This is a genomic window from Cedecea sp. P7760 (assembly GCF_013386425.1).
Taxonomy (GTDB): Bacteria; Pseudomonadota; Gammaproteobacteria; order Enterobacterales; family Enterobacteriaceae; genus Cedecea; species Cedecea selenatireducens.
Genome location: NZ_JACARU010000023.1, coordinates 164,265 through 179,201, shown reverse-complemented (window position 1 = coordinate 179,201; position 14,937 = coordinate 164,265). Strand labels below are relative to the sequence as shown.

Here is a 14,937-nt window from a genome sequence, read left to right as displayed (position 1 = left end):
GCGGAATATTTCTTTCACTGTAGCACGAGAAAACGCGTTTTTGTTGGCAATAAAAAACCCCGCTTTCGCGGGGTTAATGGTTAAGCGGCTTCAACCTTTCTGTGCTTTTCCGGCACTTTCACCGGCTGTGTTGCCAGCGCCTCGGGATCAAACTCATCCACGTTAATGCTGCGCAGGCGGCTTGCTTCGGCTTTGGTCAGAATCGCGGCCTCATCGGCGGTGATTTTGCCTTCAGCCAGCAGCTGTTTAGCCAGCTCATCCAGGCGAGTGAACGGCAGATTACGCTTCAGCTCTTTACAGACGCGCTGGTGAATCGGCTCGGCGGCCATAATATCCAGCAGCGCGGATTCCAGCAGGCCAGCAGGGTTATGCTCGCTCGGCGTCAGGTACTGACCACGGCCAATACGCGAACGGGTTGCGGACGGCACCTGCAGGATTTTCGCCAGCTTGTGGTCCAGCACGTCAGACGGGGCTTCGTAACGGCGGCCCAGCGGGAAGATAACCAGACGCAGCGTCCCGGCAACAAAGCGGTTCGGGAAGTTGCGCAGCAGGTCATCAATCGCCTGTTCAGCCTGATACAGCGCATCCTGCACGCCCCAGTGCACCAGCGGCAGATCGGCTTCGTTACGGCCTTCATCTTCGTAGCGCTTCAGCACCGCAGTAGCCAGATACAGCTGGCTCAGCACATCGCCCAGGCGAGCGGAGATACGCTCCCGACGCTTCAGGCTGCCGCCCAGCACGGCCATGGAGACGTCCGACAGCAGCGCCAGGTTTGCGCTCAGGCGGTTGATGTACTGGTAGTAGCGTTTGGTTGCGTCGCGGGTTGGCGTGCTGCTGCCGAGGCCGTTGGTCAGGCCCAGCCACAGGCTGCGCATTTTGTTGCTGCCCACGTGGCCGATGTGTTTAAACAGCAGCTTATCGAAGGCGTTTACGTCGTTATTCTGCGCGGCGGCCATCTCTTCCAGCACGTATGGATGGCAGCGAATTGCCCCCTGGCCGAAGATTATCATGCTGCGGGTCAGAATGTTGGCGCCTTCAACGGTGATGGCAATCGGCGCGCCCTGGTAAGCACGGGCCACGAAGTTACCGTCGCCGAGCATAATGCCTTTCCCGCCAACGATATCCATCGCATCAAGAATGGCGCGCTGGCCGCGATGGGTACAGTGGTACTTCACAATGGCTGACAGCACAGCAGGCTTCTCGCCGAGCACGATGCCGTAGGTAATCAAAGATGCGGCTGCATCCATCACGTAGGCGTTACCGGCGATGCGCGCCAGAGGCTCTTCAATCCCTTCCATTTTACCGATAGAGATTTTGAACTGGCGGCGGATGTGAGCGTAAGCGCCGGTCGCCATTGCTACGGATTTCAGGCCGCCGGTGGCGTTGGACGGCAGGGTAATACCGCGCCCCACGGACAGACATTCAACCAGCATGCGCCAGCCCTGGCCGGCCATTTTCGGGCCGCCGATAATAAAGTCGATCGGCACAAAGATGTCTTTCCCACGGGTTGGACCGTTCTGGAACGGCACGTTCAGCGGGAAGTGGCGTTTGCCGATCTCCACACCCGGGGTATGGGTTGGGATAAGCGCACAGGTAATACCTAGGTCTTCCTCGCCGCCGAGCAGGCGTTTCGGGTCAGACAGTTTAAACGCCAGGCCCAGCACGGTAGCAATAGGCGCCAGCGTGATATAGCGTTTGTTCCAGGTCAGGCGCATACCGAGCACCTGCTCGCCCTGCCATTCGCCCATGCAAACCACGCCGCTATCAGGGATAGCACCGGCGTCAGAACCGGCTTCCGGGCTGGTCAGCGCGAAGCAAGGGATCTCCTGGCCGCGCGCCAGGCGTGGCAGGTAGTGATCTTTTTGCTCTTCGGTACCGTAATGCTGCAGCAGTTCGCCCGGGCCTAAGGAGTTAGGCACGCCGACGGTAATCGCCAGGATCCCGGAAACGCCGGACAGTTTTTGCAGCACGCGAGCCTGAGCATAGGCGGAGAACTCGAGGCCGCCGTACTCTTTCTTGATGATCATCGCGAAGAAGCGATGTTCTTTCAGGTAGGCCCACAGTTCAGGAGGCAGATCGGCCAGCTCATGGGTTATCTGGAAGTCGTTCGCCATGCGGCACGCTTCTTCAACCGGGCCATCAATAAACGCCTGTTCCTCTTCGGTCAACTTTGGCTGCGGGTAGTTATGCAGTTTTTGCCAGTCAGGTTTGCCGCGGAACAGATCGCCTTCCCACCAGGTCGTCCCGGCGTCGATAGCTTCTTTTTCGGTGCGGGACATCGGCGGCATCACTTTACGGAAGCCACGGAAGACCGGCGCGGAGATCAGCGCTTTACGCAGCGGGGTCACCAGCAGCGGCACCAGAATCACCGCCAGCGGAACCAGCACCCAGAACGACCAGATGCCGGCGAAGCCCAGCGCGGCGGTCCAGGCCAGCAGGATCACGCTGCTAAGCAGTAGATTTGCCTGGTGATAGAACAGCACACCCAGCAGAACAACGGTAAGGACAATACTTAAAATCAACATAAAGAAAGCTCCCTTGCTTGTAGGAGGTCTGACCACTTGTGATGTATTGGTTGTAGTGGATGTTGCTTTCTTTAGCAATGTGTTTACAAAATAATTACAACCTCGCTCACATTGTTGCCGCCCATCAACGGAAAACCCCGGCTAAACACGCGGGGTTACGCTTCTCGCTTTCGGCGCTATCCGGTACACTGCCGGATGTGAAATTCATCCCAACCTCAAGGACCTCCTCATGTACCAGGATCTTATTCGTAGTGAGCTAAATGAAGCGGCGGAAACGCTGACTAACTTCCTTAAGGACGAAGCCAATATTCATGCCATTCAGCGCGCAGCGGTGCTGCTGGCAGACAGTTTCAAAGCGGGCGGCAAAGTACTGTCCTGCGGGAACGGTGGCTCACACTGCGATGCTATGCACTTTGCGGAAGAGTTAACCGGCCGCTATCGTGAAAACCGCCCGGGCTACCCGGCGATCGCGATTTCAGACGTGAGCCACATCTCCTGCGTCAGTAACGATTTCGGCTACGACCACGTGTTCTCTCGCTACGTTGAGGCCGTGGGCCGCGAAGGCGACGTGCTGCTGGGGATCTCCACTTCCGGTAACTCAGGCAACATCATCAAAGCTATCGAAGCTGCTCGTGCGAAAGGCATGAAAGTCATCACCCTGACCGGGAAAGACGGCGGCAAAATGGCAGGCACGGCGGACATCGAAATTCGCGTGCCGCACTTCGGCTATGCGGATCGTATTCAGGAAATTCACATCAAAGTGATCCACATCCTGATTCAGTTAATCGAAAAAGAAATGGTTAAAGCTTAGCCCGAAATGTCCTCTGCTCTTTCCGGGCAGAGGCATTCGTTGTGGGAGAGAAAAGATGTGCGAACTGCTCGGGATGAGTGCCAACGTACCGACGGATATCTGCTTTAGTTTTACCGGTCTGGTGCAGCGCGGGGGCGGAACTGGCCCCCATAAAGACGGCTGGGGTATTACCTTCTACGAAGGGAAAGGCTGTCGCACTTTTAAAGATCCGCAGCCGAGCTTCAACTCGCCCATCGCCCGTCTCGTCCAGGACTACCCGATTAAATCCTGCTCGGTTATCGCGCACATTCGCCAGGCTAATCGCGGCAAGGTCGCGCTGGAAAATACCCATCCGTTTACCCGCGAGCTTTGGGGCCGTAACTGGACCTATGCCCATAACGGGCAGCTGAAAGGCTACCGCTCGTTGGATACAGGGGCGTTTCGTCCGATTGGCGAAACTGACAGCGAGCAGGCGTTTTGCTGGCTGCTGCATAAGCTCACGCAGCGCTACCCGCGCACGCCGGGCAATATGGAAGCGGTATTCCGTTACATTACTGAACTGGGTGCGGAGCTGAGAGAGAAGGGCGTGTTTAACATGCTGCTGTCGGACGGGCGTTACGTGATGGCGTTCTGCTCGACAAACCTGTTCTGGATCACGCGCAGAGCGCCTTTCGGCGTGGCTAAACTGCTGGATCAGGATATGGAAATCGACTTTCAGGCAGAGACCACACCGAACGATGTGGTCACGGTCATTGCCACTCAGCCGCTCACCGCCAACGAAACCTGGCACAAAATTGAGCCAGGCAAGTCGGCGTTATTTTGCCTCGGTGAGCTTATAGTTTGAAGCCAGCTGCGGCTGAACCGGCGTCATCACGGCAGGTTTGCTGATGACGTAGTTCCCGCTGACCACGGCCACGCCCGGCGGCTGATGGTTGGCCGCGAAGTAGTCATAGCCTGGCTTCAGCTCTTTCCAGAAGTTGATGTAGGTGGAGTACTTGTGGCGTTCCATGTTGGCGTCGGTCATGCGGAACGGGAAAATACTCACCTGAACGCGCGGCTGGCCGAACACTAAAGCGCCGGTCACAAACTGGAAAATTTCGTCGATGCCGGAGTCGGTCATGGCGTAGCAGCCAATCGACACGCAGGCACCGTGAATCATCAGGTATTTCCCTTCATAGCCGTGAGCGCGGTCAAAATCGTTCGGGAAGCCAATATTAATGGCTTTATAGAAACGGCTGTCCGGTTTTAGCTGACTGCGATCAACGCTATAAAATCCTTCCGGGCTTTTAAAATCGCCCTGGCGCTGTTTTGGTCCCAGGCCGCCGGAATAGTTACAGATGCGATAGCTATTGAGCAACTGATACTGCTCGCCCATCTTCACCCACAGTTCCAGGGTGCGCTCTTCTTTAAAGATTTGAATATAAACCGGGGAGCCCATGAGCTGCTGTCTGCTATCTTTGCCGACAGGGGCGGCGACACCGCTGCTATTAAGCAGGCTGGCGAAAGAGAAAAACGGCATAGAGAGCATCGCAATAATCAGTGCGATCTTACGCATACTGCTTGATTCCTTGATAAACCTGCAACTAACAGCCAGGACGGCTAAAGGGACCCGAAATCAGAAAAATCTGTACAGGATTGCGCTCACATTAGCATTGTGGTTGATTTTCGCAAGTTCCAGACTGGGGCGTTTACACATTTTATTGGAATCAATTGGAGTTTTAGCGCCAGGTCACTTTTTGCCGATCGTCATGTCGCTTGCTTTTATGTTCTGGCCGCTCCACGGCGATTTCCCCATATCGAAAATAAGCTGTATACTTATCCAGTGTTATTTTTCTGGTTGAGTGAGCATGCGCAAAATCATTCATGTCGATATGGACTGCTTTTTTGCCGCCGTTGAGATGCGTGATAATCCGGCCCTGCGCGATATCCCGCTGGCGATTGGTGGCAGCGCCCAGCGGCGAGGCGTGATCAGCACGGCGAATTACCCTGCCAGAAAATACGGCGTGCGCAGCGCGATGTCGACCGCGATGGCGCTAAAACTCTGCCCGCACCTCACTCTGCTGCCGGGCCGGTTCGACGCGTATAAAGAAGCCTCCAACCATATTCGTGAAATTTTCTCCCGCTATACCCCGCTCATTGAGCCTCTGTCGCTGGATGAAGCTTATCTGGACGTCACCCACTGTGACCATTGCCAGGGCTCGGCCACGTTAATTGCCCGTGATATTCGCCAGGCTATTTCCGACGAGCTAAACCTGACCGCCTCGGCGGGCATTGCGCCGATCAAGTTTCTGGCGAAGATTGCCTCCGATCTCAATAAACCGAACGGCCAGTTCGTGATTACGCCCGAACAGGTGCCTGACTTTTTAGCGACGCTGCCGTTAGGGAAGATCCCCGGCGTTGGCAAAGTGACGGTAGCAAAGCTGGAAACGCTCGGCCTGCGAACCTGTGCCGACGTGCAAAATGCCGACCTGGCGATGCTGTTAAAGCGCTTCGGCAAATTTGGTCGGGTGCTTTGGGAGCGCAGCCAGGGGATTGATGAGCGGGAAATCAGTAACGATCGCCAGAGAAAGTCGGTTGGCGTGGAGCGCACGCTGGCGGAAGACATTCACCAGTGGCACGAATGCGAAGAGATTATCGAGCGCCTGTACCCGGAGCTTGAGCGGCGGCTGTCCAAAGAACGCGCCGACCTGCGCATCGCCCGCCAGGGCATCAAGCTCAAATTTAACGATTTCCAGCTGACGACCCAGGAGCACGTCTGGCCGAAGTTGAATAAAGAAGACTTGATCGCCACCGCCCGTAAAACGTGGGCAGAACGCAGGGGAGGGCGAGGTGTTCGGCTGGTGGGGCTGCACGTGACCCTGCTCGACCCGCAGCTGGAAAGGCAGCTGTTGCTGGGGCTGTAGGGCGAAGAAAATCCCCTCTCCCTTTTAGGGAGAGGGTTAGGGTGAGGGTAAAAATTACTTCGCCGGAATCGCCTTCAGCAGCTCGGTCAGCAGCGTCCAGTACTGGCCAACGCTCTCAATGTGAACCTGCTCGTCCGGGGAGTGTGGGCCGGTAATGGTTGGCCCGATGGAAACCATGTCCATCTCCGGGTAAGGTTTTTTGAACAGACCGCATTCCAGACCGGCGTGGATAACCATAATGTTCGGGGTTTTGTTGAACAGCTTCTGGTAAGTCTCACGCACCAGACCCATCACCGGAGAGTTCGCGTCCGGCTGCCAGCCAGGGTAGCTGCCTTTCGCCACGGTTTTCGCTCCGGCCAGCTCGCCCAGTGATTCCAGCACGCTAACCACGTAGTCTTTACCGGAGTCGATCAGGGAGCGAATCAGGCAGATGATTTCTGCACTGTCGTCGCTCATCGTCACGACGCCCGCGTTTAGGGACGTCTCAACCACGCCTTTCACCGCGTCGGAATTACGGATCACGCCGTTTGGCGTCGCGTTCAGCAGGTGCAGGAAGGTATCGCGAGTTTTAGCGGTCAGCGCCTGTTTGTCGGAGCTTGTGGCTTCAACCAGCACGGTGATGTTCTTCTCTACCGCAGACAGTTCGTTTTTCAGGACTGCGAGGTAGTCGTTAGCCGCAGACTTCAGCTCAGCGGCTTTCGCGGCTGGTACAGCCAGCGTGGCGAAGGCTTCACGCGGGATCGCGTTACGCAGGGTGCCGCCGTTCAGGTCAAGCAGGCGAGCGTCCAGTTCTGCGGCGTGAGCAAGCAGGAAGCGAGCCAGCAGCTTGTTGGCGTTACCCAGGCCCAGGTGGATATCTGCCCCGGAGTGGCCGCCTTTCAGCCCTTTGATGGTCAGCTTGACGGTTTCAAAACCCGCTGGAACCGCTTCACGCTGCAGCGGCAGCGTAGTGATGAAATCGATGCCGCCCGCGCAGCCCATGTAGATCTCACCTTCCGTTTCGGAGTCGGTGTTGATCAGGATATCTGCCTGCATCCAGCCAGCCTGCAGGCCAAACGCGCCGTCCATGCCGGCTTCTTCGGTCATGGTCAGCAGCACTTCCAGCGGGCCATGCTCTACAGAGTCGTCAGCCAGCACCGCCAGCGCGGACGCCATGCCAATGCCGTTGTCCGCACCCAGAGTGGTGCCACGCGCTTTGACCCACTCGCCGTCGATGTACGGCTGGATTGGATCTTTGGCGAAGTCGTGCACGGTGTCGTTATTCTTCTGCGGCACCATATCGAGGTGCGCCTGAAGCGCCACAGGTTTGCGGTTTTCCATGCCCGGAGTGGCAGGCTTGCGAAGCAGGATGTTACCCACCTGGTCGCGCTCTACGTGCAGGCCTTTTTCTTTTGCCCAGGACAGGATGTGTTCCGCCAGCGCTTCTTCGTGATAGGACGGGTGCGGAATAGAACAGATTTTGGCAAAAATATCCCACAGCGGCTGTGGAGATAATTGAGACAATTCAGACACGTTGAGTCTCCCTGGAGTCATTTTTTTGGCTTACCGGTCACGTTTTTGGCCGGGTTCATTTACACCACAAGCACGGCTTGCGCGATGTCCTGAGAATACCACTTTCTTTTGTTGCGTGAAGGTTGAATAAGAGCAAAATCGGCTGCCAATAGCCCGCAGCACTGGTTTTTAGTGCGCCAGATCTCTATAATCTCGCGCAACCAAAACCCCTTCGAATACTTTTTAAGCCGTTATTTACAGGCCGGGATACTTCACATGAGCGAAAAATACGTCGTCACCTGGGACATGTTGCAGATTCACGCCCGCAAACTGGCTCAGCGTCTGCTACCAGCCGAACAGTGGAAAGGCATTATTGCCGTTAGCCGTGGTGGCCTGGTGCCGGGCGCGCTGCTGGCTCGTGAACTGGGTATTCGCCATGTTGATACCGTTTGCATCTCCAGCTACGACCACGACAACCAGCGTGAGCTGACCGTGCTGAAGCGTGCGGAAGGCGACGGTGAAGGTTTCATCGTGATTGATGACCTGGTGGATACTGGCGGTACCGCAGTGGCGATTCGCGAAATGTATCCGAAAGCTCATTTCGTCACCATCTTCGCCAAACCAGCCGGTCAGCCGCTGGTGGACGATTACGTGATTGATATCCCGCAGGACACCTGGATTGAGCAGCCGTGGGATATGGGCGTGGTGTTCGTGCCGCCGTTGGCCGGCCGTTAATCCCCTTAAATTTGCATTGATTTACGCCCGGCACTGCCGGGCGTTTGTGTTATTTAGGCCGTATCAGGCTACAATAGCGACGTTTCTCGTATTCATGGAGGCAGTGAAACGATGTCGCAGGCCAACCTAAGCGAAACCCTCTTTAAGCCAAGATTCAAACACCCGGAAACGTCCACGCTGGTGCGTCGTGCGCGGCATACCGCAACGCCGGCGATTCAGTCCACGCTGGACGGCAAAAACGCGCCTCACTGGTATCGCATGATCAATCGCCTGATGTGGATCTGGCGCGGGGTCGATCCGCGTGAAATCCTTGAAGTTCAGGCCAGGATTGCCTGCACGGAGGCTGAGCGAACTAACGACGAGCTGTTTGATACCGTGATGGGCTACCGCGGCGGCAACTGGATCTACGAATGGTCGAAGCAGGCGATGCTCTGGCAGCAGCGTGCGGGCCAGGAAACCGACGAAGAGAAAATCGGCAAATGCTGGCTACAGGCTGCAAACCTTTACAGCATTGCGGCCTACCCGCACCTGAAAGGTGATGCGCTGGCCGAGCAGGCTCAGGTACTGGCTAACCGCGCTTATGAAGAAGCTGCTCCCCGGCTGTCAGGCGGGCTGCGCGAGCTGGAATTCCCGATGACCGGCGGCGGCACCATCAGCGGCTTCCTGCATATGCCTAAGGGGGCAGAAGGGCCATTCCCTACCGTGCTGATGTGCGGCGGCCTGGATGCCCTACAGAGCGATTATTACAGCCTGTTTGAGAAATACTTTGCGCCGCAGGGCATCGCGATGCTGACCATCGACATGCCGTCGGTCGGCTTCTCTTCCAAGTGGAAGCTGACGCAGGATTCGAGCGTGCTGCACCAGCACGTGCTAAAAGCACTGCCTAACATTCCGTGGGTGGACCATACACGCGTGGCGGCATTTGGCTTCCGCTTTGGCGCCAACGTTGCCGTGCGCCTGGCTTACCTGGAAGCATCGCGCCTGAAAGCCGTGGCCTGCCTTGGGCCGGTGGTTCACGCGCTGCTGAGCGACCCGCAGCGCCAGGCCAACGTGCCGGAAATGTACATTGACGTGCTGGCCAGCCGCCTTGGCATGACCTCCATCTCCGACAGCGCGCTGAGCGTGGAGCTGAACCGCTACTCGCTGAAAACCCAGGGCCTGCTGGGCCGCCGCTGCCCAACGCCAATGCTGTCTGGTTTTTGGGAAAACGATCCGTTCAGCCCGGAAGAAGAATCTCGTTTAATCACTTCGTCATCTGCCGACGGCAAATTACTCCAGATCCCGTTTAACCCGGTGTATCAAAACTTTGACAAAGCGCTTAAAGAAATTACCGGCTGGGTGAAACAAAGATTACGTTAAATATTTGCTAAATTTTGGCTGTTTGCTAAAACAGTTGCTTCACAACAGGAGATCGTAATGACGTTACCGAGTGGACACCCGAAAAGTAGACTGATCAGAAAGTTCGCCGCGCTTGGCCCGTACATCCGGGAAGAGCAGTGTGCAGATAACCGTTTCTTCTTCGATTGCCTGGCGGTGTGCGTTAACGTAAAGCCCGCGCCGGAGAAACGTGAATTTTGGGGATGGTGGATGGTGCTGGAAGCCCAGGAAAAGCAGTTTACCTACACCTGGCAGTTCGGCCTGTTCGATAAAGACGGTAAATGGACGGCAACCCCGGCAAAAAACAAAGAAGTGGACGAAAAACTGGAGCAGACGCTGCGCGGTTTCCACAAACGCCTGAAAGATTTACTCGCCAGCCTTGAGCTTGGGCTGGTACCCGCCGAGAACTTCGCTGAAAAAAAGCTAAAACTCTCCGCCTGAAAATAAAAAATCCCCGTCAACCTGACGGGGATTTTTTTGTCCGCAGTATCGCGAATTAGAACTGGTAAACCATACCAACCGCAACAACGTCGTCGTTGTTCAGCTTCAACTTATTGTTGTCGCTCAGCTGGTTGATTTTGTAATCAACAAACGCAGACATGTTTTTGTTGAAGTAGTAGGTAGCGGCCACGTCGATGTATTTCACCAGATCCGCATCACCAATCCCTTCGATGTCTTTCGCTTTGGACTGAACATAGCCCAGGGATGGACGCAGGCCGAAGTCGAATTGGTACTGGGCGATGGCTTCGAACGCCTGGTTTTTGTTAGCAAAACCAGACACGCTGCTGCTGGTGCCGGCCAGGGAACCCGGGACGCTGATTGGGTTCATGTTGCGGGTTTCAGCGTACATGGTTGCCAGGTAAACGTTGTTCTTGTCGTACTTGATGCCGGTGGTCCAGGCTTCAGCTTTGTCGCCTTTACCGTAAACAGACGCTTTCTGCGCGTTGGTACGGTTAGAGTTGGCGTAGGCTGCGCCCACGCTCAGGCCGGTGTCAGCGATGTCGTAAGACAGGCTGGTGCCGAAGCCGTCACCGTTCTGGCGAGAGGTGTCGCTGCGGGTGTTCGCGCTGTCAGCCCCGTTTTTGCCCTGGTATTGCAGAGCCATCTTCAGGCCATCAACCAGGCCGAAGAAGTTGTTGTTGCGGTAAGTCGCCACGCCGGTCGCACGGCCGGTCATGAAGGTGTCGGTTCTGACGAACGAGTCATCGCCGAACTCTGGCATCATATCGGTGTAAGAGGCGATGTTGTACAGCACGCCGTAGTTACGACCGTAGTCGAATGAGCCGTAGTCACCGGCTTTCAGGCCCGCGAACGCCAGGCGAGTTTTGGTGCCGGTAGAGTCGTTTTCTGCTTTGTTACCCGCAATCTGGTATTCCCACTGGCCGTAACCGGTCAGCTGGCTGTTAATCTGAGTTTCACCTTTAAAGCCCAGGCGAGCGTAGGTCTGGTCGCCGTCAGAGCCGGTGTTGTCGCTGAAGTAATGCTCAGCTTTTACGCGGCCGTACAGGTCAACCTTGTTGCCGTTTTTGTTATAAACTTCGGCTGCCTGAGAAGCAGAAGCAGCCACGATGCCCATTACCACTAATGCCAGTGTGCTCTTTTTCATTTGTTATCCCAAGAATGATGAAAGCTTGCAAAATTGTTCCAGGAGTCGGGCTCCCGCTAAAAACAGGAAGGGTTTTATCGTTCTCAGATTAAAGATTTATGACAATTTAGGAGAAAGATTAAATAAACGTAATAAAGTTTATATGTCATAAAAATGTAAAATATATCCGCTATTTTCAGCGATCGCTTTTCGCTTATTAGCCCTTTTCCCACGCGCCTGTTGGCAAGCCGCGCGAGTCCTGTTACAACGTCATCTGGCTTTTTAATTTCCCCTTTTTTGTAGAAACGGCAGAGAATCATGAGTGACAGCCAGACGCTGGTCGTAAAACTAGGCACCAGCGTATTAACCGGTGGCTCCCGCCGCCTGAACCGCGCCCATATTGTTGAACTGGTTCGCCAGTGTGCCCAGCTGCACGCGGCGGGGCATCGTATTGTGATTGTGACCTCCGGGGCGATTGCCGCCGGGCGTGAACACCTCGGTTACCCCGAACTCCCCGCCACCATCGCGTCCAAGCAGCTGCTGGCCGCGGTAGGGCAAAGTCGCCTGATTCAGCTTTGGGAACAGCTGTTCTCTATTTACGGCATTCACGTCGGGCAGATGCTGCTCACCCGCGCCGATATGGAAGACCGCGAGCGCTTCCTTAATGCCCGCGACACGCTCAGAGCTCTGTTAGATAACAACATTGTGCCGGTCATTAATGAAAACGACGCCGTGGCGACGGCGGAAATCAAAGTGGGCGATAACGACAACCTTTCTGCGCTGGCGGCGATTCTGGCCGGGGCCGACAAGCTGCTGCTGCTCACTGACCAGCAGGGCCTGTACACCGCTGACCCGCGTAACAACCCGGCAGCGGAACTGATCAAAGAAGTGCACGGCATCGACGACGCGCTGCGCGCCATTGCAGGCGACAGCGTTTCTGGCCTTGGCACAGGTGGCATGGGCACTAAACTGCAGGCGGCCGACGTAGCCTGCCGCGCTGGCATCGACGTGATCATCGCCGCAGGCAGCAAGCCTGGCGTTATTGGCGACGTGATGGCCGGGAACCCCGTCGGCACGCGCTTCCACGCGCAGCAGTCTCCGCTGGAGAACCGCAAACGCTGGATCTTCGGCGCCCCGCCAGCCGGTGAAATCACCGTGGATGACGGCGCATTGTCCGCTATTCTGGAACGCGGCAGCTCATTGTTGCCCAAAGGCATCAAAAGCGTGAGCGGCAACTTCTCCCGTGGCGAAGTGATCCGCATTCGCAGCCTGGAAGGGCGCGACATCGCCCACGGCGTTTGCCGCTACAACAGCGACGCCCTGCGCCGTATTGCCGGGCACCACTCCCAGCAAATCGACGACATCCTCGGCTATGAATATGGCCCGGTGGCCGTGCATCGCGACGACATGATTGTTAATTAAGGAGCAGATAAATGCTTGAACAAATGGGCAAAGCGGCAAAAGAGGCCTCTTACCAGCTGGCACTGCTCTCCGGGCGCGAGAAGAACCGCGTGCTGGAAAAAATTGCCGACTACCTTGAAGCGCGTGCGGAACAGATCCTGACCGCGAACCAGCAGGACGTGGACGAGGCGCGTAAAAACGGCCTCAGCGAAGCCATGCTTGACCGCCTGCAGCTCACCCCGGCCCGCCTGAAAGGCATCGCCGACGACGTGCGCCAGGTTTGCAATCTCGCCGATCCGGTAGGGCAGGTGATTGACGGCGGGCTGCTGGACAGCGGGCTGCGCATCGAACGTCGCCGCGTGCCGCTCGGCGTGGTGGGCGTGATTTATGAAGCCCGGCCGAACGTCACCGTAGACGTTGCCTCTCTGTGCCTGAAAACCGGCAACGCCGCCATTCTGCGCGGCGGGAAAGAAACCTGGCGCACCAACAACGCCACGGTGGCGGTGATCCAGCAGGCGCTGGAAGAGTGCGGCCTGCCAAAAGCGGCGGTACAGGCGATTGAAAACCCTGACCGTGCGCTGGTGACCGAAATGCTGCGCCTCGATCGCTACATCGACATGCTGATCCCTCGCGGTGGCGCGGGCCTGCATAAACTTTGCCGCGAACAGTCGACGATCCCGGTGATCACCGGCGGTATCGGCGTGTGCCACATCGTGGTGGACGACACCGCCGAGTTTGAACCGGCGCTGAAAATCATCGTCAACGCCAAAACCCAGCGCCCGAGCACCTGCAACACGGTGGAAACGCTGCTGGTGCACCAGGCGATTGCCGACAGCTTCCTGCCTGCGCTGAGCAAGCAAATGGCCGAGTCCGGCGTGACCCTGCATGCGGACGAGAAATCGCTGCATGTGCTGCAAAACGGCCCGGCGGCGGTGGAGGCGGTGAAAGAAGCTGACTACAACGACGAATGGCTTTCTTTGCATTTGAACGTGAAAGTGGTTGCCGACCTGGACGATGCCATCGCCCACATTCGCGAGCATGGCACCCAGCACTCGGACGCCATCCTGACCCGCACTCTGCGCAACGCGAACCGCTTTATTAACGAAGTGGATTCCTCTGCCGTATACGTCAACGCCTCAACCCGCTTTACCGACGGCGGCCAGTTTGGCCTTGGCGCGGAAGTAGCGGTCAGCACCCAGAAGCTGCATGCTCGCGGCCCGATGGGGCTTGAAGCCTTAACCACCTACAAGTGGATCGGCTTCGGCGACGACACGATTCGTGCGTAATTGAAGCCGGGTGATGCAAAAACCAGCAGTCAGTTTGATAAGTGGTTGACGCATCACCCAATCTTCCTTACCCTTTTACACCGCAGTCACGCTCGTGGCGCGGCCTGAAAGCCGATATAGCTCAGTTGGTAGAGCAGCGCATTCGTAATGCGAAGGTCGTAGGTTCGACTCCTATTATCGGCACCATTTCATATTTTTATTTTATATATCATATGATTAGATAGAATTATCTGTACTTCATTGCATCTATAAAGATCTTTAAATCCTTCCCAAAGCAGACTCACTAAGCATTTAGGTCCGATGTGCTGGTAAGAGTGATCCTTCTTAGCTGCTGGAGTAAAAATGTCTATGGTGATGTGTACCTGTAAACGATATGCAGGCTCTACCAGTGTTTCAGCCAGGGTGTCCTGATAAGTTAGCAGGTCTGTACATAAGTCGTTTGAGGCTGTTGCTTTGCTCTGCTGCTTGCTAGTACTACCAACGGGGTTTTATGGTTTCAATTGTTTGGGATATTAAGAAAAATGAAGATTTCATGCTTAAAGTTAATTTCTGCTACTTCAAATCTGTAATATCCTGACTTGCTCCCCGTTGTTTAATTCATCCCCCATTAGCAACGCCCGCTTTTACACTGGGTAGACAATCCCATTGCTATCAGATTTGCTAAGTAAGAGCATCTGAAGGTTAATAAAATATAATCCGATTGATTGGTTTTGAAACCAGATTATTGTCGCTGTCCAGCGAGTCGGTAAGCTCCTCTATGCAAGGATCTGCTCTGTATCTATGTGGTAGTTGCAAGCATGTTAATACAAAAGCAATATGATCTTATTTAGAGGTAATTGCCTGA

General features: G+C 55.8%; 12 protein-coding genes and 1 tRNA gene. 9 read left to right on the top strand and 4 right to left on the bottom strand.

Going from position 1 to position 14,937, the window contains the following annotated elements:
• Positions 1 to 80: 80 nt before the first annotated feature.
• The gene (gene fadE, locus HX778_RS10000) at positions 81 to 2,525 is read right to left on the bottom strand and encodes an acyl-CoA dehydrogenase FadE (protein ID WP_176981894.1); all 2,445 of its coding nucleotides are present in this window, start codon (positions 2,523 to 2,525) and stop codon (positions 81 to 83) included.
• A 229-nt stretch (positions 2,526 to 2,754) separates the two neighbouring features.
• On the opposite strand from fadE, the gene lpcA reads away from it, so the two are divergent.
• Positions 2,755 to 3,336, top strand: a complete 582-nt coding sequence (gene lpcA / locus HX778_RS09995; RefSeq protein WP_038475337.1) for a D-sedoheptulose 7-phosphate isomerase — start codon at positions 2,755 to 2,757, stop codon at positions 3,334 to 3,336.
• A 55-nt stretch (positions 3,337 to 3,391) separates the two neighbouring features.
• Positions 3,392 to 4,159: a class II glutamine amidotransferase gene (locus HX778_RS09990; protein WP_038475335.1), complete on the top strand. Its 768-nt coding sequence runs from the start codon at positions 3,392 to 3,394 to the stop codon at positions 4,157 to 4,159.
• Here the strand turns inward: HX778_RS09990 and dpaA are convergent.
• The gene (dpaA, locus tag HX778_RS09985; RefSeq protein WP_038475333.1) at positions 4,130 to 4,870 is read right to left on the bottom strand and encodes a peptidoglycan meso-diaminopimelic acid protein amidase; all 741 of its coding nucleotides are present in this window, start codon (positions 4,868 to 4,870) and stop codon (positions 4,130 to 4,132) included. The two genes, HX778_RS09990 and dpaA, sit on opposite strands and share 30 nt — an antisense overlap.
• A 292-nt stretch (positions 4,871 to 5,162) precedes the next feature.
• Between dpaA and dinB the strand changes: the two genes are divergently transcribed.
• Complete coding sequence (gene dinB, locus HX778_RS09980) at positions 5,163 to 6,218, top strand: DNA polymerase IV (RefSeq protein WP_176981893.1); 1,056 nt, start codon at positions 5,163 to 5,165, stop codon at positions 6,216 to 6,218.
• A 54-nt stretch (positions 6,219 to 6,272) separates the two neighbouring features.
• On the opposite strand, the gene pepD is transcribed toward dinB, so the two are convergent.
• The gene (gene pepD / locus HX778_RS09975) at positions 6,273 to 7,730 is read right to left on the bottom strand and encodes a beta-Ala-His dipeptidase (RefSeq protein ID WP_176981892.1); all 1,458 of its coding nucleotides are present in this window, start codon (positions 7,728 to 7,730) and stop codon (positions 6,273 to 6,275) included.
• A 255-nt stretch (positions 7,731 to 7,985) separates the two neighbouring features.
• Between pepD and gpt the strand changes: the two genes are divergently transcribed.
• The 3 genes from gpt (at position 7,986) to crl (ending at position 10,262) form a co-directional block, all read left to right on the top strand.
• A complete protein-coding gene (gene gpt, locus HX778_RS09970; RefSeq protein WP_008457349.1) occupies positions 7,986 to 8,444 on the top strand; it encodes a xanthine phosphoribosyltransferase in 459 nt (152 codons plus the stop codon).
• Positions 8,445 to 8,555: 111 nt separating this feature from the next.
• The gene (gene frsA / locus HX778_RS09965) at positions 8,556 to 9,803 is read left to right on the top strand and encodes an esterase FrsA (protein WP_038475325.1); all 1,248 of its coding nucleotides are present in this window, start codon (positions 8,556 to 8,558) and stop codon (positions 9,801 to 9,803) included.
• A 57-nt stretch (positions 9,804 to 9,860) separates the two neighbouring features.
• Entirely contained in the window at positions 9,861 to 10,262 is a 402-nt protein-coding gene (crl, locus tag HX778_RS09960; RefSeq protein WP_176981891.1) for a sigma factor-binding protein Crl, read from the top strand.
• A gap of 55 nt (positions 10,263 to 10,317) precedes the next feature.
• Here crl and ompC read toward each other — a convergent pair whose 3' ends face one another.
• Positions 10,318 to 11,427, bottom strand: a complete 1,110-nt coding sequence (gene ompC, locus HX778_RS09955; RefSeq protein WP_038475320.1) for a porin OmpC — start codon at positions 11,425 to 11,427, stop codon at positions 10,318 to 10,320.
• A gap of 297 nt (positions 11,428 to 11,724) precedes the next feature.
• On the opposite strand from ompC, the gene proB reads away from it, so the two are divergent.
• The 3 genes from proB (at position 11,725) to HX778_RS09940 (ending at position 14,279) form a co-directional block, all read left to right on the top strand.
• Complete coding sequence (gene proB, locus HX778_RS09950) at positions 11,725 to 12,828, top strand: glutamate 5-kinase (RefSeq protein ID WP_008457354.1); 1,104 nt, start codon at positions 11,725 to 11,727, stop codon at positions 12,826 to 12,828.
• A gap of 11 nt (positions 12,829 to 12,839) precedes the next feature.
• The gene (gene proA / locus HX778_RS09945) at positions 12,840 to 14,093 is read left to right on the top strand and encodes a glutamate-5-semialdehyde dehydrogenase (RefSeq protein ID WP_176981890.1); all 1,254 of its coding nucleotides are present in this window, start codon (positions 12,840 to 12,842) and stop codon (positions 14,091 to 14,093) included.
• Between the two features lie 110 nt (positions 14,094 to 14,203).
• A tRNA-Thr gene (locus tag HX778_RS09940) sits at positions 14,204 to 14,279 on the top strand.
• Positions 14,280 to 14,937 lie beyond the last annotated feature (658 nt).

What these genes read in the sequence shown, in the direction of transcription:
- fadE (WP_176981894.1), bottom strand. Translation starts at nt 2,525, where the DNA reads ATGTTGATTTTAAGTATTGTCCTTACCGTTGTTCTGCTGGGTGTGCTG.
- lpcA (WP_038475337.1), top strand. Translation starts at nt 2,755, where the DNA reads ATGTACCAGGATCTTATTCGTAGTGAGCTAAATGAAGCGGCGGAAACG.
- HX778_RS09990 (WP_038475335.1), top strand. Translation starts at nt 3,392, where the DNA reads ATGTGCGAACTGCTCGGGATGAGTGCCAACGTACCGACGGATATCTGC.
- dpaA (WP_038475333.1), bottom strand. Translation starts at nt 4,870, where the DNA reads ATGCGTAAGATCGCACTGATTATTGCGATGCTCTCTATGCCGTTTTTC.
- dinB (WP_176981893.1), top strand. Translation starts at nt 5,163, where the DNA reads ATGCGCAAAATCATTCATGTCGATATGGACTGCTTTTTTGCCGCCGTT.
- gpt (WP_008457349.1), top strand. Translation starts at nt 7,986, where the DNA reads ATGAGCGAAAAATACGTCGTCACCTGGGACATGTTGCAGATTCACGCC.
- frsA (WP_038475325.1), top strand. Translation starts at nt 8,556, where the DNA reads ATGTCGCAGGCCAACCTAAGCGAAACCCTCTTTAAGCCAAGATTCAAA.
- crl (WP_176981891.1), top strand. Translation starts at nt 9,861, where the DNA reads ATGACGTTACCGAGTGGACACCCGAAAAGTAGACTGATCAGAAAGTTC.
- ompC (WP_038475320.1), bottom strand. Translation starts at nt 11,427, where the DNA reads ATGAAAAAGAGCACACTGGCATTAGTGGTAATGGGCATCGTGGCTGCT.
- proB (WP_008457354.1), top strand. Translation starts at nt 11,725, where the DNA reads ATGAGTGACAGCCAGACGCTGGTCGTAAAACTAGGCACCAGCGTATTA.
- proA (WP_176981890.1), top strand. Translation starts at nt 12,840, where the DNA reads ATGCTTGAACAAATGGGCAAAGCGGCAAAAGAGGCCTCTTACCAGCTG.